At 66.6% G+C, this 23,194-nt stretch carries 20 protein-coding genes; 10 read left to right on the top strand and 10 right to left on the bottom strand.

The features are described 5' to 3' along the window. The first annotated feature begins 93 nt into the window (after window positions 1-93). The 5 genes from ACQR1L_RS29190 (at window position 94) to ACQR1L_RS29170 (ending at window position 7,654) form a co-directional block, all read left to right on the top strand. Entirely contained in the window at window positions 94-1,647 is a 1,554-nt protein-coding gene (locus ACQR1L_RS29190) for a serine hydrolase domain-containing protein (RefSeq protein ID WP_434861377.1), read from the top strand. A 212-nt stretch (window positions 1,648-1,859) separates the two neighbouring features. Beyond that, window positions 1,860-3,311 carry a sensor histidine kinase gene (locus ACQR1L_RS29185; RefSeq protein ID WP_434861376.1) on the top strand — a complete coding sequence of 484 codons (1,452 nt, stop codon included), beginning with the start codon at window positions 1,860-1,862 and terminating at the stop codon, window positions 3,309-3,311. 243 nt (window positions 3,312-3,554) lie between these two features. Continuing rightward, complete coding sequence (locus ACQR1L_RS29180; RefSeq protein ID WP_434861375.1) at window positions 3,555-3,866, top strand: hypothetical protein; 312 nt, start codon at window positions 3,555-3,557, stop codon at window positions 3,864-3,866. A 304-nt stretch (window positions 3,867-4,170) separates the two neighbouring features. Then, window positions 4,171-6,474: a TonB-dependent siderophore receptor gene (locus ACQR1L_RS29175; RefSeq protein ID WP_434861374.1), complete on the top strand. Its 2,304-nt coding sequence runs from the start codon at window positions 4,171-4,173 to the stop codon at window positions 6,472-6,474. Between the two features lie 13 nt (window positions 6,475-6,487). After that, complete coding sequence (locus ACQR1L_RS29170) at window positions 6,488-7,654, top strand: PepSY-associated TM helix domain-containing protein (RefSeq protein ID WP_434861373.1); 1,167 nt, start codon at window positions 6,488-6,490, stop codon at window positions 7,652-7,654. Window positions 7,655-7,659: 5 nt separating this feature from the next. Here the strand turns inward: ACQR1L_RS29170 and ACQR1L_RS29165 are convergent, their stop codons facing one another. Both ACQR1L_RS29165 and ACQR1L_RS29160 read right to left on the bottom strand, forming a co-directional pair. Further along, a complete protein-coding gene (locus ACQR1L_RS29165; protein ID WP_434861372.1) occupies window positions 7,660-8,220 on the bottom strand; it encodes an HXXEE domain-containing protein in 561 nt (186 codons plus the stop codon). A 125-nt stretch (window positions 8,221-8,345) separates the two neighbouring features. Further along, entirely contained in the window at window positions 8,346-8,636 is a 291-nt protein-coding gene (locus ACQR1L_RS29160; protein WP_434861371.1) for a hypothetical protein, read from the bottom strand. A 178-nt stretch (window positions 8,637-8,814) separates the two neighbouring features. Here ACQR1L_RS29160 and ACQR1L_RS29155 point away from each other — a divergent pair, with 178 nt between their 5' ends. Next, on the top strand, window positions 8,815-9,426 hold the full coding sequence (locus tag ACQR1L_RS29155) for a TetR/AcrR family transcriptional regulator (RefSeq protein WP_434861370.1): 612 nt from the start codon (window positions 8,815-8,817) through the stop codon (window positions 9,424-9,426). Window positions 9,427-9,433: 7 nt separating this feature from the next. Here the strand turns inward: ACQR1L_RS29155 and ACQR1L_RS29150 are convergent, their stop codons facing one another. After that, window positions 9,434-9,667, bottom strand: a complete 234-nt coding sequence (locus ACQR1L_RS29150) for a hypothetical protein (protein WP_434861369.1) — start codon at window positions 9,665-9,667, stop codon at window positions 9,434-9,436. 129 nt (window positions 9,668-9,796) lie between these two features. Between ACQR1L_RS29150 and ACQR1L_RS29145 the strand changes: the two genes are divergently transcribed. Continuing rightward, window positions 9,797-10,522, top strand: coding sequence for a Crp/Fnr family transcriptional regulator (locus ACQR1L_RS29145; protein WP_434861368.1), 726 nt, complete (start codon window positions 9,797-9,799; stop codon window positions 10,520-10,522). Between the two features lie 13 nt (window positions 10,523-10,535). Here the strand turns inward: ACQR1L_RS29145 and ACQR1L_RS29140 are convergent, their stop codons facing one another. Further along, window positions 10,536-11,186 carry a CAP domain-containing protein gene (locus ACQR1L_RS29140; protein ID WP_434861367.1) on the bottom strand — a complete coding sequence of 217 codons (651 nt, stop codon included), beginning with the start codon at window positions 11,184-11,186 and terminating at the stop codon, window positions 10,536-10,538. Window position 11,187: 1 nt separating this feature from the next. Further along, window positions 11,188-11,508: a hypothetical protein gene (locus tag ACQR1L_RS29135; protein WP_434861366.1), complete on the bottom strand. Its 321-nt coding sequence runs from the start codon at window positions 11,506-11,508 to the stop codon at window positions 11,188-11,190. Between the two features lie 210 nt (window positions 11,509-11,718). Here ACQR1L_RS29135 and ACQR1L_RS29130 point away from each other — a divergent pair, with 210 nt between their 5' ends. After that, entirely contained in the window at window positions 11,719-12,963 is a 1,245-nt protein-coding gene (locus ACQR1L_RS29130; protein WP_434861365.1) for a multidrug effflux MFS transporter, read from the top strand. A 226-nt stretch (window positions 12,964-13,189) separates the two neighbouring features. Here ACQR1L_RS29130 and ACQR1L_RS29125 read toward each other — a convergent pair whose 3' ends face one another. Continuing rightward, the gene (locus ACQR1L_RS29125; RefSeq protein WP_434861364.1) at window positions 13,190-14,992 is read right to left on the bottom strand and encodes a ShlB/FhaC/HecB family hemolysin secretion/activation protein; all 1,803 of its coding nucleotides are present in this window, start codon (window positions 14,990-14,992) and stop codon (window positions 13,190-13,192) included. Between the two features lie 127 nt (window positions 14,993-15,119). Between ACQR1L_RS29125 and ACQR1L_RS29120 the strand changes: the two genes are divergently transcribed. Both ACQR1L_RS29120 and ACQR1L_RS29115 read left to right on the top strand, forming a co-directional pair. Then, the gene (locus ACQR1L_RS29120) at window positions 15,120-16,385 is read left to right on the top strand and encodes a FecR domain-containing protein (protein ID WP_434861363.1); all 1,266 of its coding nucleotides are present in this window, start codon (window positions 15,120-15,122) and stop codon (window positions 16,383-16,385) included. Between the two features lie 150 nt (window positions 16,386-16,535). Beyond that, window positions 16,536-19,301: an EAL domain-containing protein gene (locus tag ACQR1L_RS29115; RefSeq protein WP_434861362.1), complete on the top strand. Its 2,766-nt coding sequence runs from the start codon at window positions 16,536-16,538 to the stop codon at window positions 19,299-19,301. A gap of 260 nt (window positions 19,302-19,561) precedes the next feature. Here ACQR1L_RS29115 and ACQR1L_RS29110 read toward each other — a convergent pair whose 3' ends face one another. The 4 genes from ACQR1L_RS29110 to ACQR1L_RS29095 form a co-directional block, all read right to left on the bottom strand. Then, window positions 19,562-20,488: a polyphosphate kinase 2 family protein gene (locus ACQR1L_RS29110; RefSeq protein WP_434861361.1), complete on the bottom strand. Its 927-nt coding sequence runs from the start codon at window positions 20,486-20,488 to the stop codon at window positions 19,562-19,564. Continuing rightward, the gene (locus ACQR1L_RS29105) at window positions 20,485-21,201 is read right to left on the bottom strand and encodes an NUDIX hydrolase (protein WP_434861360.1); all 717 of its coding nucleotides are present in this window, start codon (window positions 21,199-21,201) and stop codon (window positions 20,485-20,487) included. Before ACQR1L_RS29105 ends, ACQR1L_RS29110 begins: the two co-directional genes overlap by 4 nt. Before the next feature lie 2 nt (window positions 21,202-21,203). Next, window positions 21,204-22,217, bottom strand: coding sequence for an ABC transporter substrate-binding protein (locus ACQR1L_RS29100; protein ID WP_434861359.1), 1,014 nt, complete (start codon window positions 22,215-22,217; stop codon window positions 21,204-21,206). A 66-nt stretch (window positions 22,218-22,283) separates the two neighbouring features. Further along, window positions 22,284-23,069, bottom strand: coding sequence for an ABC transporter permease (locus tag ACQR1L_RS29095; protein WP_434861358.1), 786 nt, complete (start codon window positions 23,067-23,069; stop codon window positions 22,284-22,286). Between the last annotated feature and the right edge of the window lie 125 nt (window positions 23,070-23,194).

The following is a 23,194-nucleotide window of genomic DNA, read 5'->3' as shown; positions in this document are numbered from 1 at the left end:
TCTTGCGGCGTGCCTCGACCGTCACACAATCTTCGATGGATTGTGGTCTCCTGATACCCTATCATCGATGGCGTTCATCGGGGGATACTCGACATGGTGCGTCCCGGGACTATGCTGTTTGCGGCGCTGTTGACCGCCGGTCTCTTCAACGGCGAGGCCGTGGCCGAGAACATCAGCCTCGCCCGCTTTCCCCAACCCGACTGGGCCAACGCCGTGCCCGAGGACGAAGGGATGGACTCGGCTGCGCTGGAGCGGCTGGTCAAGTCCGGCACGCGCCTGCGGCTCGACAGTCTTGCGTTGGTGCGCCACGGCCGGATCGTCCTCGACGCATACTACACGCCCTATCGCGCGGATCTCCCGCATGCGGTGAACTCGACGACCAAGGCGCTTACCGGCTCGCTGATCGCGATCATGCTCAAGGACGGCGTGCTCGACAGCCTCGATCATCCGGTCGTGGATTTCTTCCGGGATCGCGAGATCGCCAATCTCGATGCGCGCAAACAGGCGATCACCGTCCGTCATCTCCTCAACATGACCTCCGGTCTGGATTGGGACGAAGGTCTCGGCAGCGGGGCGGAACAATCGCTGCAGGAACTGCGACGCGCGCCCGACTGGGTGAAATACATCCTGGACAAGCCGATGGCGCAAGCGCCCGGCGAGAGCTTCTACTATAACAGCGGCAACTCGCATCTGCTGTCAGCGATCATCACCAAGCTGACCGGCAAGACCGCGCAGGACTACGCCCAAGAAAAACTGTTCAGGCCGCTCGGCATCAAGCCGCCGATTTGGACGCGCGATCCGCAAGGACTGTCGACGGGAGGCTTCGGGCTGTTGCTGAAGCCGCGCGACATGGCGAGGTTCGGCTATCTGTATCTGCGCGGCGGCCGGTGGGGCGAGCAGCAGCTGCTGCCGCCCGACTGGATCGAGGCGGTCAATCACGCCGAGGTCGACATGCAGACGAAATTCGAGCCCGGGCTGCGCTATGCGAACCAGTTCTGGTCGCTGCCCGAGCAGCAGGTGTTCATGTCGGTCGGCTATCATTGCCAGATCATCATGATGCTGCCGCGGTCCGACATCGTCGCAGTGATGACGGCTCGGGACTTCTGCCCGATGAAGCAGCTCGCTCTTGACATCGTCGGAGCGGTGAAATCCGACGCGGCCCTGGCGCCGGCGCCGGATTCGTTCGCGCAACTTCAGAAGGCCGTGCGGGATGCGGCCGTTGAGAAGCCCGGCACTGTGGCGGTGGCGCCTGCCCAAGCCGCCGTCGTATCAGCGCGGACCTACAGTTTCGCGGAGAGCCCGCTCAGGTTCAAGACGATCACACTGCATCTCGACGATGCGCCTCCACATGTGAGCTGGGACATCTATGACCAGGCATCGCCGAACGGTGTGCTGCGCCTGGACAACCCGATCGGACTCGATGACCTCTACCGCACCAACGCCCCCAAGACGCTCGTGGTGCCGTTCTCCTATCGGGCCATGAAGGGAGCCTGGACGGACGACCACACCTTCGTGGTCGATCTGCAGTATCTCGCACAAGGCGTGGAGTCGAAGTGGACGCTGTCCTTCGGCGACGACCGGTTGGCGATTACGGCCAAGGCGAGAGACGGCCGCGACATCACGATCACCAGCGGCAAGCGGGATTAGTCCGAAGGCGGCGTCTCTGAGCTGCATGGCTGGCGCCGCCTCCGCCATGCCGCGCGGCTAGATTTGGAAGCATTCTAATAGCGCTCTACGTGCTCCAAGCCGCGGATGCGATCTCACGTCGTTTTCTCAGCCGACCCATCTCGTGTATGTCTGCCCTCCCGCCGCGGCTCACGGCTGGCGGTAGGGAATCGTTTTTCGATTGCGGTGGCATAATGTTGAGATTGCTGGAGCGCCTGGGGCTGCGTTTCGAGGATGCCGTGGAGGAACGGCGCTTCGTGGACCATTTCGTCCATGGCAACATCGCCTGGACCCAGATCGCGATGCTGCTCGGCGCCTTCACCTTTGCCGGCTACACGCTCTGGGACTTCGTGCTCTACCCCGAGATCGTGCCGACGACGCTCAAGATCCGCGGCGGCACCGCGCTGTTGGTGCTGCTGCCGCTGACGGCGCTGCTGTCGACGCCGGCGCGCAAATGGGCCGAGCCCATTCAACTCGTCTTTTGCGTCATTCCCGGCTGCGTGCTGCCGACGATCTACTGGGTGCTGCCCTCCGGCTTCACCTACTCCGCCGCCGGCATGATCATCGTCATCCTGTTCGTCTCGACCATGCTGCCGCTGCGCACCGGGTCCCATGCGATCTTCTGCGCGACGAGCTGGGGTGCGCTGGCGGTGGCCGAAAGCCTCGCGCCGGAGCCGCTGCCGCCGGGCCTGCGCTTCATCGATCATTCGCTGGTCGGCAATGCCTGCCTGCTGTCGCTCTATGCGGTCGGCGCGCGCGAGGTTCAGGCCCGCAAGCAGTTCCGCACCGCCGAGGCGCTGCAGCGCGAGAAGGAACGCTCCGAAGCCTCGCTGCGCGACCTGCATGCGACGCAGGCGCATCTCGTGCAGGCGGAGAAGCTCGCCTCGCTCGGCCAGCTCGTCGCCGGCGTCGGCCACGAGGTCTCGACGCCGCTCGGGCTGGCGCTGACGACGTCGACGGCAATGGAGGACGACGTCGAGGCGATCGCGCGCATGCTCGGCGGCGGCCCGGTGCGCCGCTCGGATTTGACGCGCGGCGTCGAGCGGCTGCAGCACGGCCTGCAATTGACGACGCAGAGCCTGCACCGCGCCTCCGAGATGGTGCACAGCTTCAAGCAGGTCGCCGTCGACCAGGCCAACGAAACGCGGCAAAGCTTCGAACTGCAGAGCTGGCTGAGCGATCACCTCGCCAAGCTGCGCCCGCTGCTGGCGCGTCAGGGCCTCACGGTCGCCCTCTCCTGCCCCGATGGCATCATGCTCACCAGCTATCCCGGCGCGCTTGGTCAGGTCATCAGCATCCTCGCCTTCAATGCGGCCACGCACGCCTATCCCGGCGAGATGAGCGGCGTATTTACGGTCGAGGTCGCGCAGCCGCTGGACCGCTCGGTCTGCATCACATGCGCCGATGAGGGCGTCGGCATGCCCGATCACGTGCGCGGCCGGGTGTTCGATCCGTTCTTCACGACGCGCCGCGAGAAGGGCAATGCCGGCCTCGGCCTGCACATCGCCTTCAACCTCGTCGTCTCCACGCTCGGCGGCCGCATCGAGCTCGACAGCGAGGTGCAGCAGGGCACGCGCATCGCGCTCGAGATTCCGCTCGTCGGCCCGAACAAGCCGGCCGAGCTGGAGCTCGCCACGGCGCAGTAGACGCGCGGCGGCCTTTGCGACGTTCATCGTTCGCAACCCAGATCGGCATGCGATATGGCCGAGCGCTCGGGTGTGACGGCTGCTCGGCCATGACCGAGTAGTTCCAGGACCACAACGACAACAGAGGCAGCGGCTGAGCTGAGTGCTGCGACTAGCCGACACGGTGGCGGCGCATGACGTCGTCTGGAACGGCCGCAACGCCGGCCCGTTAGCTCCAGATACACGCAGAGAAAGGGTTTCATCATGAAGACAACGACCACGCTCGCTCTCGCCGCCGCCTTCGCGCTGACGAGTTCACTCGCCCTCGCTCAGAGCAGCAGCGGCGCCGGCGCCAACACCGGCACCGGAGGATCCGGCACTGCGACCAGCCCCGGCATGGGGCAGCCGCATGACAGCGGCACTACCGGCAGCAATATGGGCCGCGGCGCAACTGGCACCGACACCTCCGCAACAGGCGGTCGCAGCGGCAGCGCGACCGGCATGAGCGACGGGACGGGCAAAGGCACCACCGGCACGATGAGCCCGCATTCGGGCACGATGGCTCCGAAGCGCTGAGATCGCGCGCTTAGTTCCGGAAAATGAAACGCACGGCGCTCCCTCCGCAGAGCGGATGGAGCGCTGTCGTTTGCGCAGAGACCGCGCAGTTTGCACGGTCATGCGGCGCGCGATGATCACGCGGCGTACGATGCCGCAAAGACGCCGCGCGGGGCGCAAGTTCGATTCAATTCCAACAACGAAACACCCGATGACTTAGAAGGATTCAAGCACCCGCGCCGTGTTCTTTGCCGCATCGCATTGCTAGACCTCACGTCAAGCGACCGTCACCTCGACCGCCGCGACGTTGGAAGTGCAGTGAACGATGACAGACGACAATAGCCGGCGCGAGGTTTTCACCCGGACCGGTATGTATGGCGCGATTGCGCTCGTGAGTGCCCTGACCGCAGACCTCGGCTGCTCCTCTCCCGCAAATGCACAGGTCACGCTGCCGCCGGTGACGGTCGACGCGCCGGCAGCGAAGCGCAAGCCTACGGTCGCCGCCGGACCGGCGCAGCGCCAAGCGCGCGTCGCGCAGCAGAGACGCAGCGTGCAGCCGCCGCCGACGCCGACGCGCGCGGAGCGCGCCGCAGCGGAGGCCGTCGTGCTCAATGCTGCCAAGCTCAATTATCGCGCGATGCCAAGCGCGACGACCCTGCGCACCGGCGCCTCGCCGCTCGACACCGCGCAATCCGTCAACGTCGTGCCGTCGCAGGTGCTGAAAGACCAGTTGCCGCGCAACATCGACGATGCGCTCGCCAATATCAGCGGCGTCACCCAGGCCAACACGCTGGCAGGAACGCAGGATGCGGTGATGCGCCGCGGCTTCGGCGACAATCGCGACGGCTCGATCATGCGCAACGGCCTGCCGCTGGTGCAGAGCCGCAGCCTCAATGCTGCGGTGGACAGCGTCGAGGTGCTCAAGGGCCCGGCGTCGCTGCTGTACGGCATCATGGATCCCGGCGGCATCGTCAACACCATCAGCAAGCGCCCGGAGTTGTATCAGCACGGCTCGGTGACGCTGCTCGGCTCGGCCTATGCCAACAACAGGACAGGCGCCGACGGCATGCTCGACGTGACCGGCCCGATCGGAGATGGCGGCCTCGCCTATCGCTTCATCGGCTATGGTGTCAGCGAAGACTATTGGCGCAATTTCGGCCGGCATCGCGAGATGCTGGTGGCGCCGTCGCTGGCCTGGTACGGCGACACGACGACCGTGCAGCTCAACTACGAGCACCGCGAGTTCATCACCCCGTTCGATCGCGGCACCGCCTTCATCAACGGCGCGCCGCTCGCGATCCCCGCGACGCGGCGGCTCGACGAGCCCTATAACAACACGTGGGGGCAGTCCGACCTGGTGCAGGCCTCGGTCGAGCAGAAGCTCAACGAGGATTGGAAGCTCACCGCCGCCTACAGCTACAACACCGAGAGCTCGAGCTCCAACCAGCTGCGCATCACCGCGATCGATGCCAAGGGCAACGAGACCCGCAGCAATGACGGCACCTGGGGCGCGCTGAGCCGGGTCAGCTACGGCACGTCCTATGTTCAAGGCGCGTTCTGGATCGGCGGCCTGCGCAACGAGGTGCTGTTCGGCGGCGATGCGCAATATCGCACGATCTATCGCCAGGACCTGATCCGCCAGACCGTGCCGAAATCGATCTCGTTCAACGTCTACAATCCGGTCTACGGGCTGATCCAGCCGGGCACGACGATCTCCGCCTCGGACAGCGAACAGACCGACAAGCTCGGGCAATATTCGCTGTTCGTGCAGGACACGCTGCACGTCACCGACAAGCTCTCTTTCGTCGGCGGCGTCCGCTACATGGACTACGAGCAGCTCGCCGGCCGCGGCCGGCCGTTCAAGGCCAACACCGACGTCGCCGCCGACACGGTGCTGCCGCTCGGCGGCGCCATCCTCAAGCTGACCGAGCAATTCTCGCTCTACGCCAGCTACACGAAAAGCCTGAAGCCGAATTCGATGATCGCCCCCCTGAGCGGCGGCGTGGTGCTCGGCTCCAACATCGCGCCCGAGCAGGGTACGGCGTGGGAGACCGGCTTCAAGTTCGACCTCGACAAGCGGCTGTCCGGCACCGTCGCATTCTACGACATCGACAAGCAGAACGTGCTGGTGTCGCAGACCAATGCCAGCAACGTCGTCGAATACACCACCGCCGGCAAGGTGCGCTCGCGCGGCGCCGAGGTCGACGTCACCGGCAAGATCGCCGAGCATTGGACCATGATCGGCAGCTACGGCTACACCGATGCCCGGGTCACCGACGACCCGGTCTATCGCGGCAACCGGCTGCAGAACGTCGCGCTCAACACCGCTTCGCTCTATCTCGTCTACGATTTCGGCACCGCCCTGCCCGGCCAGCTCAGACTCGGCGGCGGCGCACGCTATGTCGGCGACCGCGCCGGCGATGCCGCCAACAGTTTCGTGCTGCCGTCCTACGTCGTCGCCGACATGTTCGCGAGCTACGAGACCAGGCACCAGAACCTGCCGGTGATCTACCAGCTCAACGTCAAGAACCTGTTCGACAACGTCTATTACCCGTCGGCGGTGAGCGCGCTGAATGTCGCGGTCGGCGACGCGAGGCGGGTGTCGCTGTCGGCGACGGTGAAGTTCTAGCCGGAGACACAGCGTGACGTCATTCCGCATCAAGCCCGCGCTGCTGCAGATCCACTCCGTCCTCGGCCTCGTCGCGGCGCTGATCCTGTCGCTGATGGGTGTCACCGGCGCGATCATGGGTTTCGAGGACGAGATCCAGGCCGGTCTCAACGCCACGCTGGCCCACGTCACGCCGCGCGCGGAGGCTCCGCTTGCGCCGGCCGAGCTCGTCGCGCGGCTGCAGGCTGATCCCGCGCTCGGCAAGATCTCGGCGATCACACTGTCGCGCGATCCCTCGGTCGCCGCGCGCATCCGCTTCGCGCGAAACGATGCCGGCGGCCGTCCCTCGTCTCTGCTGGCCGATCCCTATGACGGCCGCGTGCTCGGCGAGCCTCGCGGCGAGGCGTTCTTCGAAACCGTGCGCCACCTGCATCGCTGGCTGCTACTGCCGGGCGACGGCAATGGCGCCGGCCGGCAGATCACCGGCGCCGCCGTGCTCGGCCTTCTCGTGCTGCTGATCACGGGCATCGTGCTGCGCTGGCCGAAGCGCGCGAGCAGCGCGAAGCTGTGGCTGAAGCCGCAGCTGGGCTTGCGCGGCCGCGGCCTGCATCGCTCGCTGCACAGCGTGATCGGCACATGGCTGCTGCCGGTGTATCTGGTGATCGCGCTGACCGGACTGTCCTACTCCTACGCCTGGTACAAGGACGGCCTGACCTGGCTGCTGGCGCCATCGCGGGCGCCGATGGCGGCTAAGGCGCCGCGCGAGGGACGCTCGGAGGCGGCCGATGCAAAGACGGTCTCGCTCGATCGCGTGTGGACCACGGTGCGCGAGCAGATCGGCGACCGCTTCGCCGTGATGCAGCTGACCTTGCCCGCCGGCGGAGGCGCCGTGCGCGTGCGCGCCTGGCCGAGCGAGGACCATGACGGCCGCCGCGACGAATTCCGCATCGACGGCGCGACCGGCCGGCTGATCTCGGCGGACCGCTACGCCGACAAGACCACCGGCGAGCGCGTGCTGGCGCGTATCCTCGACATTCACCGCGGCAGCATCCTCGGCTGGCCGGGCCAGCTCGTCTTCATGCTCGCGGCGGCGCTGATGCCATTGTTCGCCGTGACCGGTGTGCTGCTCTATCTGTCCCGCCGGCGCCTACGACGGCCGCAGCCCATGGCTCAGACGATCCAGCTCGTGCCCGGCGAATAGACCGCTCAGGCCACCGCGGCGTGCCGTGCGCGCCGGATGGCATTGGCGGCGATGATGACGTGCAGCAGCAGCGACAGGCCGAAGCCGAGCGCATGCTGCGCCGCTGTCGCGGGAATGGTGAGCACTGTCGCCAGCCCCAGCGGAATGAACACGACGATGCCGGTGACAAGGCCCGGATTGTAGCCGCGGAAGCGCAAGGCCGGGCCGATATGGCCGAGCGAATTGACCAGCATCAGATAGGGCGCGACCAGCGCCCAGCCGGGACCGGCGATCCAGGCGACATAGAGCGCGGCGAGATCGATGCCCCATACCGCGCCGCAATTCACCCACAGCACATCGCCCGTGGTCAGCGCCTCGCGCCCTCCGAACATGACATTGTTGACGAAGCTGCGGAAGCGGTCGCCGGTGTGCTCCTCGACCTGGTGGATCATGTAGCCCGGCGAATGCAGGAAGATCAAAAGCAGCGCCAGCGGCCAGTCGGCCGCCAGCAGCGGCACCAGCGCGAGCAGCGCTGCGGCCATGAACACGGCACCGGCGACCCAATGGCGGGCGAGGAGATCGAGCATCAGGCATTGATGCGCGACTCGGCCGGACTTGCCAAGCCGGGTTCCTGCGGGGACGCACCGGAGCGGAGCCGGCTGCGACCTCATGTCAGGGCCGCAGCCTGCAACCTCTTCTCGTCGGCTGCGACCTACTTCAGCAGCACCAGGCATTCACCAGCGGGGGTCGCGTTGGTGCGCGCGGTGTCGCGATCGAACTTGCCGGCCATCACCAGCGGGCGGACACGCTCGACGATGACGTCCTTGACGACGCTGTCCGGGCCGATCGCCGGCGCGGTGACGTCATAGATCTGCTTCGCCACCGGCGACAGTTTGGCGGCGCAGCTGTCCGCGGCGGCGCGGTTGCCGGCGAACGCGCTTTGCGACACGAGACATTGGGAGACGGCGATGAGGGCCACAAACGGAAATACGACGCGCAGCATGGCAATCAGATCCTTCGTTCAAATGAGGTTCATCCTGGTGCACGCAGGCTCGGCCCGTACTCACCGACCATCACGGGCCGCCCGCATGCGGGCTCCGATCTAACCCGCCCCCGCCAGAACGCCTACTCGATTTCCAGAACTCTCAACCGAGACTCGAGCGATGCAGGAAGCGCCTGAAATGCTTCGTAAAAACCCGGTGCAGAAGCGCACGCGGCAGACGCTGGACGTGCTGTTCGAGGCAACCGCTCAACTTCTGCAGCGCGACGGGGCCAAGGCGGTCAACACCAACGCCATCGCCGAACGCGCCGGCTTCTCGATCGGCACGCTCTACAGCTACTTCAAGGACAAGACCTCGCTGTTGCGCGCGCTGGCGCTGCGCGAGTTCGCCCGCCAGGAGGCGCAGTTCGCCGAGGCCCTGGCGGCGCATCGCGGACTCGGCCGCGAGGCGATCGTGCGCGCGGCGGTGCGCCAGGGATTTGCACCGTTTGCCGGCCGCCACCGCGTGCGGCGGCATCTGCTGGTGCTGTTCGGCCATGACGTCGAGTTGCAGCGCGCGCTGCACGACATGGTCGATCGCATGACCGATCGGCTGATCGAGGCGCTCGACCTCGACAGCGAGGCGCTGCCGCCAGCGCGGCGCTACATCCTTATCAGATCGGCGCTCGGCCCGATCCGAACCGCTGTCATGCGCGAGCACCACCTGATCGAGACCCGCGACCTGGAGGATGAGCTGGTGCAGCTGGTGCTGTTCCTGGCCGAGCCCCGGGCGCGCGGCGCCGCCGCATGCTGACCTGCCCTCAATGAGGTTTGGGCTCGGTCGCGCCGAGCCGCTCCGCCAGCTTCTTCAGGCTCTCCTCGCTGGGCGGCAGACTCTGGAATTCGCGGATCGCCCGCGACAGCTCCTGATCCGACATCGGATGCGCCGGCTGGCGAAGACGGCCCTCCGTCAGCGCCGACGCGATGGTCTCGATATGCGGGCCTGAACCGCCGAACAATCGGCGGAGCCGGTAGAGGAACGCGATGTGGGGCACGGCTGTTCTCCCGATGCGGCGACCGGCAACTCGCTTCCGCATCCTCTGATACCATACCCGACCTTAGTAGGAACCGGCGAGGCCATCGTCTCATTTGATATCCGAGAGGATCAGAGGGCCTGATTTCCGATGGAAGCCGACAGGATCGTCATCAACAAGCTGCGGGAACATTCCCGGCTGACGGGGGACGACATCACCGAAATCAGGAACCTGAATTTTGCGCCGCGCGAATTGCCCGATCAAGAGGACCTCATTCGTCAGGGCGACGAGCCGGACAAATCGGTGGTGGTGTTGTCCGGCTGGGTGGCGCGTTATCACCTGCTATCCGGCGGCGGACGGCAATATCTGTCCTTCCACATGGCCGGCGACTGGCCGGACGCCCAGGCGCTGTTCGTCGATCGCATGGACCACGCGGTCTGCGCGATCGGGCCGGCCCTGGTCGCGGGCATTCAGCACAAGGAGCTGACCCGTGTGATCGCCCGGCGGCCGGGGCTCGGCTTCGCGATCTGGCGCGAGACCTTGATCGATGCCGCGATCTTCCGAGAGGCGATCACCAACAACAGCGCGCGGACCAAGCCGGCGCGCATGGCGCATCTGTTCTGTGAGCTGTTCTACCGCGCCCGCGCGCTCGAGCTCGCGCATGACGATCGGCTCGAGCTGCCGGTCAGCCTGGTCCAGCTCGGCGAGGCGCTCGGCATGGCGATCGCAACCGTCAACCGCACGCTGGTCGAGCTGCGCGCGAGCCGCGCCGTCGATTTCCGCAGCGGCCTGCTGACCGTGTTTGACTGGGGCCGGCTATGCGCGATCGGCGAGTTCGATCCCGGCTACCTGCACCTGAAGAAGCAGCCGCTCTGACCTGCGCAACAGCTCAGATGCAGAGGCCGATGAACTTGATGTTGAGGTGACAGTCTTTCGACGCCGGCGGCTTGGCGCCCCAGCGCGTCGTGGTCTTGGTGTCAGGCCTGGTGTCAGTCTTGGCGCCGCTCTTGTCGGATTTCGGCGCGGTCTGCGCGACGACCGCCTTGCCCTTGCTCTTTGGACTTCCCTTCGGCTTGTCCGTCTCGTAGTCGCCGGCGATCACCATCGCCCAATAGGTGCGCTTGCCGCTGGCCGTCTTAGCGCTGGCGATGCCGACCTTGGTCGCCTTGGGCAGCAGCAGGTTCTTGCGGTGGCCGGCGGAGTTGATCCACTGCCCCAGCGTCTCGTCGAAATTGTCGTAGCCATAGGCGATGTTCTCGGCGGCCCGCCCCGCATTCGACGGCGCGACGCGGCGCGTGAACGGCCCGAGCACCTCGTGGCTGAGATCGTCCTTCTCGGCCATGGCGCGCGCCTGCTCCATCGCGATCCGGTCGAGCGTGGCGTCGCGCGTCACACGGCCCTCGCCATTCTTGAGCCGGAACGCCGAGATCTGATCGGCCGGGGCTGTGTCCTGTGCCGCGGCCATCGGGGCCGCCATCACCATCAACATCGTCATCAGGAGCGCACCGAACCGGCGCGCCTTCCCACCCTGCATCGCCATTCTAGTCCACCACCTCGAGCGGATAGACGTCGATCGCCGGCTCCTCGTAAGGATGGGCGCCCCGGATCGCGCCGAGCACGGCCTTGAGCCTGTCCGCAGCGCACACCGTCTCGATGCGCTCCTCCTCCACCGTCTCGAGCTGGCCGACCGTACCGATCGCGGGATTGGCGCCGGCCAGCGGCCGGAAGCGGCCCATGCCCTTCAGGGTAAACGAACAGTAATCGTAATTGCCGATCCGCCCGGCGCCGGCCGCGCCCATGGCGCTGCGGACGGCCTCGCCATCGGCCTCCGGCACGTAGACCACGATCTTGTAGGTTTTCATCCGCTGACCCGCCTGATCACACGGGCGTTACCATCGGTCGGTCCATGGCGCAATTTTCGGCAGCTCACGCGCGGTCACATTCGCGCCAGCCCGCTCGCCCGGTCCGATGATCAGCCATTCCGAAACACGCCTTGTGCGGCGCAACAACTGCGTTACTTATCGGAGCATCCATCCGCTTGCTGCGCCACCGTCTCCAGGAAGGCCCTCCCCTTGACCGATACCAGCGCCGATCTCGAACTCGTTCGCCACCGGCCGATGGGCTTCACGGAGTTCGTCATCGTGGTCGCGGCGATCATGGCGCTCAACCCGCTGGCCATGGACATGATGCTGCCGGCGCTGCCGAACATCGGCGCCTCCTTCCACATCGATGTCGCCAACCGGGTGCAGACAGTGCTGTCGGCCTTCGTCATCGGCTTCGGTCTCGGCCAGTTCGCGATCGGCCCGCTGTCCGACAGCTACGGCCGCCGCCCGGTCCTGATCGGCGGCATGGTGGTGTATGCGATCGCCAGCCTGCTCGCGATCGCCGCGCCGTCCTTCGAGCTGCTGCTGCTCGCGCGCGTGCTGGAAGGGCTCGGCACCGCGGCGACGCGCGTGATCGCGACCTCGATCGTGCGCGATTGCTACGCCGGCCGCCGCATGGCGAGCGTGGTGTCGCTCGCGATGATGGTGTTCATCGCCATTCCCGTGATCGCACCGGCGTTCGGCCAGGCCGTGATGCTGCTGACGCAATGGCGCGGCATCTTCGTCGTGCTGACGCTTTACGGCATCGTGACGCTGATCTGGGCCGCGCTGCGGCTGCCGGAGACGCTGCCCGAAAACGAGCGCAAGCCGTTCTCGATCGCCGCGATCGGCGCCTCGTTCCGCCACACGCTGACCAGCCGCCAGACGCTCGGCTACGCGCTCGCCGCCAGCGGCATTTTCGGCGCCGTGCTCGGCTACGTGCTGTCGTCGCAGCAGCTGTTCACCGGCGTCTATCATCTCGGCCATTACTTCCCCGTCGCCTTCGCCGCGATCGCCGTGACCATCGCCGTGGCCGGCTTCCTCAATGCCCGGCTGGTCGGCCGGCTCGGCATGCGCATGATCTCGCACAGCGCGCTGGTCGGCAGCGTCGTCATCGCGCTCACCTGCTTCAGCGCGGCGATGCTCGACATGCTGCCGCTGTGGCTGTTCATGCTGCTGTCCGCGGGGATGATGTTCTCGTTCGGCCTGATGTTTGCGAACTTCACCGCGCTCGCGATGGAGCCGCAGCGCGCCAATGCCGGCACCGCGTCCTCGCTCTACGGCTCGATCACCACGCTGCTCGGCATGGGCGCCGGCGCCATCGTCGGCCAGGCCTTCAACGGCACGCCGCTGCCGTTCGCAGCCGGCTTCCTGGCCTGCACCGCCAGCGCACTCGCCATCGTGCTGATCACCGAGAAGGGCCGGCTGTTCCACGGCTCGGGCAAGCCGGTCTGATTGGAGCACTGGAGGGGCCTCGATGACCCCTCCAACATCCTGGCACATTGATCATGTAGCCCCCGCTGTCATCGTCCGCGAAAGCGGACGATCCAGTACGCCGTGACACCTCGGTTCTATGTCTTCTGCCTCGGAGTACTGGATGCCCCGCTTTCGCGGAGCATGACAGCCGTGGTGACGGCGAAAGCTCAACCCGAAACAACTGCCGGCTCCAAGATAGGATCGTCTAGATGCAAGGCCCCTGGCCGCGCTGCGGGCACAGCTTCAGGACGCTCGACAGCGACAGCAGCAGGCGTGCGCCGCGCGTTGAATTGTCGGGCGCGCGGTAGCTGAGCGGGAACGCCACGCCGAGATCGGCGCGCCAGTCGTTCGGGAAGGTGAAGCGCACGCCGCCGCCCGCCGAGGTCAACGCGACGCCGTCGGACGGCCGGAAGCCGTCGTTCCAGGCCAGCCCCGCATCGAAGAAGCTGTAGAGCTGGTAGCTCTTCAGATAGGTCCAGTCCGGCTTCTGCTCGAAGCGGACCTCGAACGTGCCGGCCACGCCATTGTCGCCGCTGATTTCGGCGCTGCCGTAGCCGCGGCCATAGGCGAAACCGCCGAGATAGAATTGCTGCGAATTGTACAGGGGACCCGAGGCGAGCTGGCCGGCGGCGGCGAGCTTCAGCGACCAGGCGTCCGACAAGGTCTGGTAGCGCGTGAACCAGCCGTTGACGACCGAGAAGGTGGGCGACGCGGTATCGCGCGAGGCCAAGGGATCGCCGGCGCGGGTCGCACCGAGCACGTTCAGGCCCTGCTTGTAGGCGAGCGTCAGATAGCTGTCGCCGCCGAGATCATCCTTCCAACGATAGTCGGCGGTGGCCGTCAGGGTGCGGATGTGATCGCGATACCAGACGCCGAACACGTCCCGTTCGGTCACCTCGCTGAAGGCGGCCGCGAGGTTCAGCCGCAGCGAGGCGCGCTGCGACTGGATCGGCGTGATGCCGCCGCGCAGCTCATAGGTTTCGGTGACCGTGTTGTCGTTGAACCGGCGCCTGATGTCGCCCGGCCGCACCTCGCTGTACAGCGCGGAGCCACCGACATAGGCGCCGTCGGTGCCGACGGGCACCTCGTAGGCCAGTCGCCCGAACGCGAGCTGCCTGGGATCGCCAGGGGTCGTCGACAGGTTGGCGGTGAGCGTATCGCCCGGCAACAGATAGGAGTTGAAGGCGGCGGTGGCATAGCTCTGCCACGGACCGACGGTGGAGGAGCCCAGATTGTCGACGCCGGCGAAGCCGTAGACGTGCCAGGTCTGCAGCTCGATCACCAGGCGGAACCGGCCGGTGGTGCCGCCGATCTCCTCCAGCGATGAATCGACCAGGCGCACGCCGCCGCGGCTGTTGATCAGCAGCAGCTGGCGCTCGAGCGTCGTGAGGCGCGACGGGCTCTCGGCGAGGACAGGGTCCAGCATCGGCCGGACGCCGAATTCCTCCGCGCCCGTTCCCTTGAGGCTGACCTCGGTGATGCTGCCTTCGATGACCTGGATCCGGACCCGGCCATTGCTGATGTCCTGCGGCGGAACAATCGCGCGGCTGAGATGATAGCCGGCGGCGCGGTACTGGTCGCTGATCGCCGTCGCGATCGCCGCGAGGTCGGCCTGCGACACTGGCTTGCCGAGATAGGGCTGATAGGCCGAAGCAAGCTGGTCGGCCGGCAGCACCGACGCGCCGGTCAGGGCAACCGCGCGCAGGGTAAACAGAGGCTTGACGTCGCCGCCCCCGCCCTGGGGTGCGAACTGCGGCGCACGCGGCCGCGGCGGAACCGGCTGCGCCGAGCGCCGCTGCTGCTCGTCGAGATACCTCTCCGTCTGCCGGGGATCAAAGCCGGGCTGGTTGACCTGCTGCGCCTCGGCGCCGGCCACGAACAGCAATGCGGAGACCGAAATGCCGAGGACGATCGCGGCCCCGTTCAGGCGTCGCGAACCGTTGCGTGCGGCCGCCTTGCTGGGCCAACCCGCGATCCTCCCAGTTCCCTCGACACAACCCACACGCATCCTTCGTTCTTAGTTTGTTAAGGTCAATGAAGCGTAAATGCGCGAAGGAAAGCGGGCCGCAACTCATAAGGGTCTCTTGAAACATTTCGATTAGTTTCAAAGGCCGCCAACGACGCGAGTTCGAGCCATGTCATCCAAGCATCTCCTGCGAACTGGACTGATTGCCGCGTCGCTTTTCGCCGCGGTGCCCGTCGCGTTCGCCGCCGACGGTGAACCGTGGCTGGTGAGCAAATCCTCGGGCGAAGTCTGGGTCACCTCGAAGGGCGCCAGCCAAGTTTCGCTTGGCCGCGACGAAGAGCTCAAGCCGGGCGATACGATCCGCACCGGACCAGCGGGCCGCGTGCGCCTGACCCGCGGCGAAGAGGTCATCGTGATCGCGCCGAACTCGGAGGTCGGCCTGCCCGCCGCCCCGAAGGACGGCATGGCGACCACCATCCTGCAGCGCGCCGGCTCCATCCTGCTCGATGTCGAGAAGCGCAACGTGCAGCATTTCGAGGTCGAGACCCCGTATCTGGCTGCCGTCGTGAAGGGCACCCAGTTCACCGTGACGGTCAGCGGCCGCAGCACCAAGGTCGAGGTCAGCCGCGGCCAGGTCCAGGTCTCCGATTTCAAGACGGGGCAGATCGCCCAGATCATGCCCGGTCAGGCTGCCGCTACCTTCAACGGGGCCTCCGGTCTCAAACTGTCCGGCGCCGGCACCTTCAGCCCGATCGAGCAGGGCCGCCCGCGCGCGCCGACCATCGATCGCATTCCGGTGCCGCGCGATGGTCTGCAGGCGCCACGCGAAGCCAAGGGCAGCGTCATTCACGCGCTCAACGCCAATTCCACCGTGCCGCGCGCAGCGACCTCGGCCGCCGCGCAGCAGCCGTCGGCGACCACGTCCCATGGTGGCGCCCGGCCCAACGTCGTGCGCATCTCGACGTCGCTCGGCGAGGTCAATCTGAACATCCAGAAGGCGACGCGCGGCCTCGCCCATGGCGCTCATGGTGCGCCGGGAGCCGGCCGCAGCAATTGGAGCGAAGCGCGCGGCGGCAATGGCAATGCGACCAGCAACGCAGCGGCCGCCAGCGGCGCATCGGGAGACTCCTCGGTAGCTGCGGCCATCAGTGCCGCGATCGGCTCGCCTGCGGCATCCGCAGGCAATAACGGCTCGAACGGAGCCGCGGTGGCTGCCGCCGCCAACGGCAATGGCAACGGCAACGGCAACGGCAACGGAGCTGGGAACGGCAACAACGGCGGCAACGGAAACAGCGGTCATGGCAATAGCGGCCATGGCAATAGCGGCCATGGCAATAGCGGAAACAGCGGCAATAGCGGCCGGGGCAACAGCGGTGACGACGACCACGGCGGCGGCCGTGGCCGCGGCCATGCCTACGGTCACAACAAGGACTGATGCGACAGCATTCCGGTCACGGGACGTCGTGGCCTTCTGATCAGACGGAGCTGTCAGGGCGGTTCGACGTCCTGCAGTCGGGGACAGGATGAGATCGGTTATCGCGCGAGCGGGCATCTGGGCCGGCTCCGCGGGCACTCGGGAGGGGGAATGTTCAGGCGGTTCATGCCGCATATTCTGGTGGTCGTTGCGCTGCTGACAGTGGGGCTGTCCGGCTGCTACGACCTCCTCAGTCATGCGCTCATCGACCTGCGCTTTCGGCTGGACAAGCGGCCCGCCAGCGGCGAGATCGCCATCGTCGCCATCGACCCTCGCTCGATCGAAGCCATCGGCGTCTGGCCGTGGCCACGCACCAACCATGCCCTTCTGCTGGACCAGTTGCAGCGCGCAGGTGCGCGCGAGGTCGCTTTCGACATCGATTTCAGCACTCCGTCCAACGCGGCGGCCGACCACGCCTTCCTCGAAGGGCTGCAGAGGGCCAGCGGCACCGTGGTGCTGCCTGCGTTCAAGCAGCTCAGCGCGGCAGGCAAGGATGCGGGCATTCACATCAACCGGCCGTTGCCGCAGTTCGAGACGACGGCATGGTCGGCGCTCGTCAACATCGAGGTCGCCCGCGATGGCCGCGTCAGGAGCTACGCGTTCGGCGAGTATTGCGAAATCGGGCACGGCAAGACATTCGTGCAGTCGATGGGCGCTTTCCTCGCCGGCAGCGACGCGATCAAGGACAGCCCATTCCTCATCGACTACGGCATCGACGCGTCATCCCTGACGAAAGTGTCCTATGTCGACGTGCTCCGGGGCGATGCCGCCGCGCTGGCCGCGCTGAAGGGCAAGCGGGTGATCGTCGGCGCCACCGCGATCGAGCTCAGCGACTATTACAGCGTCCCCAATGGCCGCGTGCTTCCTGGCGTCGTGCTGCAGGTCCTGGCAGCGGAATCGATCATCCAGCATCGCACCCTGCTCACGACCTCGACCGCGGCCATCGTCGGAGCCCTGCTGTTGCTCGTCGTCGTCATGTTGGCGAGCTGGCGACATCTGTCAGCCGCGCGACGCGCCCTGCTGATCGGGTTCATCGGCATCGGCATCGAGACCGTCGCGCTGCTGCTGCACGATCGCTATGCCGTGGTGCTCGACACGTCGCTGCTGCAGATCGCGCTGTTCGCCTATCTCGTGGCGACCGCGCTCGACGAGATCGACTTCCGCGGCCTGCTGCGCCACGTCGCCGAGAGCCGGTTCGAGCGGATCGCGATGTCGATCGGCGACGGGCTGGTGTGCACCGACCAGGACAAGCGGATCACGGTGTGGAATCCCGGAGCGGTGGCGATCTTCGGCTATGGCACTGAGGAGATCATCGGCCAGCCCTTCGCGCGGCTGCGCGCCGACGAGAACGCCGGGGACGATCTGTTCCCGCATCAGGAGGCGGCGCTGCCGGCAACCTTGCTGCCGGGCGGTGCGACGGTCGAGTTCGACGGGCGTCGCCGGGATGGCGAGGTGTTTCCGGTCGAGGCCAGCGTCTCGGCCTGGCAGGGCCCTGACGGGCTGCAATATGGCGTGATCCTGCGCGACATCTCCCTGCGCAAGCGCGAGGCCGAACGCATCCGTTATCTCGCCGAGCACGACACGCTCACCGGGCTGATCAACCGCCACACGCTGCAGGCGGACCTGGCGGCGATGATCGCGACGGCGGACGCGGCCAATGACCGGGTCGCGCTGCTGGTAATCGGCCTGGATGCCTTCCAGCACATCAACGACATGCTCGGCCACAGCTTCGGCGACCACGTCCTGCGCGCGGCGGCGGAGCGGCTCGCCGGCGAGATCGGACGCATGGGGCGCGTGGCGCGGCTGAGCGGCGACGAGTTCGCCGTCGCCATTCCCTGCTCCGCCACCGGCGGCACCGTCACAGAGCTGGCCGCGCATCTCGCGCATCTGTTCGAGACACCGCTGGAGGCCGGCGGCCGGCAGCAGCGCGTCAGGATCAGCCTCGGCGTCGCCGTGCATCCGGAGGGCGGACAGAGCGCGGAGGAACTGCTCAGCAACGCGCACCTCGCGCTGTGCCGCGCCAAGACTGACCACCGTGGCAGCCATGTGATGTTCGAAACCGAGATCCGCGAGGAGCTGGAGCGGCGGCTGACGCTCGAGGCCGAGCTGACGCTCGCCGTCGAACGCCGCGAGTTCGAGCTGTTCTACCAGCCGCAGGTCAACCTCCTCAGCGGCCGCGTGATCGGCGCCGAGGCGCTGATCCGCTGGCGGCATCCGACCCGCGGCCTGGTGCCGCCCGGCGACTTCATCCCCGTCGTCAACACCTCGCCGCTGTCGGAGGCCGTCGCGACCTGGGTGATGGCGACCGCCTGCCGCCAGGCGCGCGAGTGGCAGCTCGCCGGCCACGACATCCGGGTCGGCGTCAACCTGTCGCCGTCGCAGTTCCAGACCGGCGATCTCGCCGCCTTCGTCAGCAAGCTCTTGACCGTCACCGGCCTATCGCCCAGCCTGCTGGAGCTCGAGGTCACCGAGGACATCCTGCTGCACGACGAGCCCGGCGTGCTGCAGACCTTCAACCGGCTGCAGGCGCTCGGCGTCAGCCTGGTGTTCGACGATTTCGGCACCGGCTATGCGAGCCTCAGCTATCTCAAGAAGTTTCCGCTCGACGGGCTGAAGATCGACCGCTCCTTCGTGCGCGACGTGCTGACGGAGTCAGACGACGCCGCCATCGTCGGCTCGACCGTGAGCCTCAGCAGCCAGCTTGGATTGTCGGTGATCGCCGAGGGCATCGAGAACCAGGCCACCGCGGACTTCCTGCTCCGGCTCGGCTGCGCGCAGGGCCAGGGCTATCATTTCGGCAAGCCGATGCCGGCCCAGGATTTCGCGCGGCGGTTCCTGACGGTGGATGAAGGCGCCCGCCAGGCCGGCGCGGCGTGAGGTGAGGCACCAGAAGATTTAAGCGGCCGAGCTCTACCCCTCGCCCCGCGCAGCTCGTCGATGTACGCGCCGCTCCCTCCTCCGTCATTCCGGGGCGCGCGCAGCGCGAGCCCGGAATCCGTAGCCACAGGCGGTGTTGCTTCAGCGACTCGCCGTGGCAGCAGCTCGCCGCTCATAAGCGGTCGGGGTTATGGATTCCGGGCTCGCGCTACGCGCGCCCCGGAATGACGACGGTGGGCGAGGTCAGCACCTTGCACCACTCACTCCCGCTTTTTCTTCCCGCCCTTGCCTTCGTTCTCCAGCGCCTTGCGCACGGCCTTGAACTCCTCGCGCGCCCCGGCATCGACGCGCGGGAAATGCAAATCGAGGCTTTCCAGCGCGGCGACGATGGTCGAGCCGATCACGACGCGCGCGAACCATTTGTGATCGGCCGGCACGACGTACCACGGCGCATGGGCCGTCGAGGTGTGGCGCACGATGTCCTGATAGACCGCCTGGTAGCGGCTCCACTTGGCGCGCTCGGTGACGTCGCCCATCGAGAACTTCCAGTTCTTCGCCGGCTGCTCCAGCCGGTCGAGGAAGCGCTCGCGCTGCTCCTCCTTGGAGATATTGAGGAAGAACTTCAGGATCACGGTGCCGTTGCGCGTGAGGTAGCGCTCGAAGGCGGAGATGTCCTCGAAGCGCTCGCGCCAGATGTTCTTGGTGACGAGCTTCGGCGGCAGCTTCTCGGCCTTCAGGATCTCCGGGTGCACGCGCGTGACCAGGCACTCCTCGTAGTAGGAGCGGTTGAAGATGCCGATGCGGCCGCGCTCGGGCAGCGCCAGCATCGTCCGCCACATGAAGTCGTGGTCGAGCTCCTTGGAGGTCGGCTGCTTGAACGAGGTCACCTCGCAGCCCTGCGGATTGACGCCCTCGAAGATGCTCTTGATGGCGCTGTCCTTGCCCGAGGCATCCATGCCCTGCAGCAGCACCAGCACCGACCAGCGGTCCTGCGCGTACAGCTTCTCCTGGAAGTCGGCGAGCCGCTTGCGGTTCTGCTCGATGATCGCCTCGCCCTGCTCCTTGTCGAGGCCGCCCTTCACCTTGGTCTTGTGCGACTTCAGATGAAACTTGTGGCCGCCGTCGATCCGGAACGGCGAGATGTAGTCGTCGAGCTCGCTGGCGAGCGTGCGCGCTGTCTTGCTCATGGGGACGGCTCTCCGGCGGCAAACTGCGTTTCGAGGAAGGCGGTGACGAAGCGCGGCATCGCGGCCGTCAGGTCGTTCCTCGTTCGAACGAGCCGAATACCTGCGAGTTCCGGCTCGTCCTGCGCGGCGAGATTGGCCTCGATCCGACGCTGCAGGACGTCGCCGGTCTCGGCGGCGTCGAGCACACGCATCAAGGCGATCGAGGCGCCGGTCACGACGCAGTCCCAATGCGCCGACGACACATAGTCGGAGGGTGCGAGTCCGGTCTCCTCCTCGACCTCGCGCGCGACATTGGCGGCGAGATCGATCGTGCCGCCATCGACATCGTCGAGATCAGGCGTGCCCGCGGGAAAATACAGCCGGCCCGCATTGGCCGTGTGCGCGCCCATCTCCCCGAGCACGAAGGCGCCATCGCTCGACCGCAACGCGCCCATGCCGAAGCCGTTGAAGGCCGTGCGGTCGGGACAGCCCCAGTCGCGCCAGGCAAGAAGGCTGGCGAAATCGGTCTCGAAATAGCTGGCCGAGAACTGTCCGTGATCGAAGCGTGCATTGCGCCCGAGCAGGATACGGCCGTTCCACAGGCCGGGCTTCTCGCGCTGCCGCTCGGCAAAATGCGCCGCGATGTCGTCGCGGCGCTCTCGCGCGAACGGCCAGTCCCACGGCTCGACCTTGAGGTCGAGCGTGGTGACGCGATGGATGACGACGTCGGTCATCCCTACTTCGCGGCCTTGGCCTGCTCGACGAACTTGTTGGTGAACGTCTTGCTGACGTCGATATTGGCCTTGGCGACTTCGGGCGAGCCGGTCGAGAACACCGCGAGCACGGCATCCGCACCCTTCGGGTCCATCTTGCCGGTCTGCGAGTACATCGGGATGGTGTTCTTCAGCGCCGCCAGATACAGCGCCTTGTCCTTGCCGACCAGCTCCTCCGGCATCTTCGCCATGATCTCCTCCGGCGTATGCGAATGGATCCAGCCGAGCGTGGCGACGATCGCGTTGGTCAGCGCCTGCGTCTCCTTCTCGTGGCCGGCGATCCAGGCCACCGTCGAATACAGCGCGCCGCCGGGATATTCGCCGCCGAACACCTCCAGCGTGTCGTGCTGGGTGCGGGTGTCGGAGAGGATCTTGAGGTCCGGATAGGCGCCCTGCAGCACCGTCACCGACGGATCGAGCATGACCGCCGCGTCGATCTGGCCCTGCTGCATGGCCGCCACCGCGGTGGCGCCGAGGCCGACGCCGATCACGGCCGTGCCTGCGGGATCGAGGCCGTTCTTCTTCAGCATGTACTTCAGGAAGAAATCGGTCGAGGAGCCCGGCGCGCTGACGCCGACCTTCTTGCCGGCGAGATCCTTGACCGAGTTGATCTCCTTGTTGTGCGACGGGGCGACGACGAGCACGAGACCCGGATAGCGGTCGTAGACGACGAAGGACTGCATCTCCTGCTTCTTGGCGGCGAGATTGACGCAATGATCGAAATAGCCGGAGACGACATCGGCGCTGCCGCCGAGCACGGCCTTCAGCGCGTCCGAGCCGCCCTTGAGGTCGACCAGCTCGACGTCGAGCCCGGCCTTCTCGTACTCGCCGAGCTGCTTGGCGAGCACCGTCGGCAAATAGCACAGACACGCGCCGCCGCCGACCGCGATCGTCACCTTCGTCGCCGCGCTCGCCAGCCCCGTGCTCAGCGTCAGCGCCAGCAGCGCGCCGGTCACCCGGCCGATGATCTTGTTCATTGGTTTCCTCCGTTCATGTCGTTGGTCAGATTAGGCGTGTCGCTGTGAATTTAGAAGTTCGCCCGATCATCGGCCATCCGCCGCGTCGGGGCGCCACACCAGCAGGCGGCGTTCCACCAAGGTGACGCAGATGTCGATCAGGATGACGAAGGCCGACAGCACGAACATGCCGGCGAACACGCCGGCGACATCGAACACGCCCTCGGCCTGCTGGATGAGATAGCCGAGGCCCGCGGCCGAGCCGAGATACTCGCCGACCACGGCGCCGACCACCGCGAAGCCGACCGACGTGTGCAGCGAGGAGAACATCCACGACAGCGCGCTCGGCCAGTAGACATGGCGCATCAGCTGCCGCTCGCTCATGCCCAGCATGCGCGCGTTGTCGCGCACCACGGTCGAGACCTCCTTCACGCCCTGATAGACGTTGAAGAACACGATGAAGAACACGAGCGTCACGCCGAGCGCGACCTTGGACCAGATCCCCAGGCCCAGCCACAGCGTGAAGATCGGCGCCAGCACCACGCGCGGCAGCGCGTTGGCCATCTTGACGTAAGGGTCGAACACGGCGGCGACCAGCGGCTTGCGCGCGAACCAGAACCCGACCAGCACGCCGCCCAGCGAGCCGATCGTGAACGCCAGGATCGACTCCCACAAGGTGATCGCGAGATGCTTCCAGATCGTGCCGGTCGAAAACCATTTGACGACCTGGGCAAACACGTCGACCGGGTTGGAGAAGAAGAACGGCGGCAGCAGGATGCGGCCGAACACCGGCACGGTGGCCAGGAACTGCCACAAGGTGATGGCGACGACGGCGACGAGCAGTTGCAGGGCGAGCAGGGTGACACGCGACATCACGCTGCTCCCGTCTGCACGTGGGACACGAGCACGCAGCGACGCGAACCGCTCTGCTCCCCTCCCCCTTGCGGGGAGGGGTCGGGGGTGGGGGTGCCCCGAGCACCAGTCTTTCCTGGGACCCC

The organism is Bradyrhizobium sp. HKCCYLR20261, assembly GCF_051168435.1.
Classification (GTDB): Bacteria; Pseudomonadota; Alphaproteobacteria; order Rhizobiales; family Xanthobacteraceae; genus Bradyrhizobium.
Note: the sequence above shows the minus strand (reverse complement) of the source record. Positions and strands in the feature narration are given on the sequence as shown.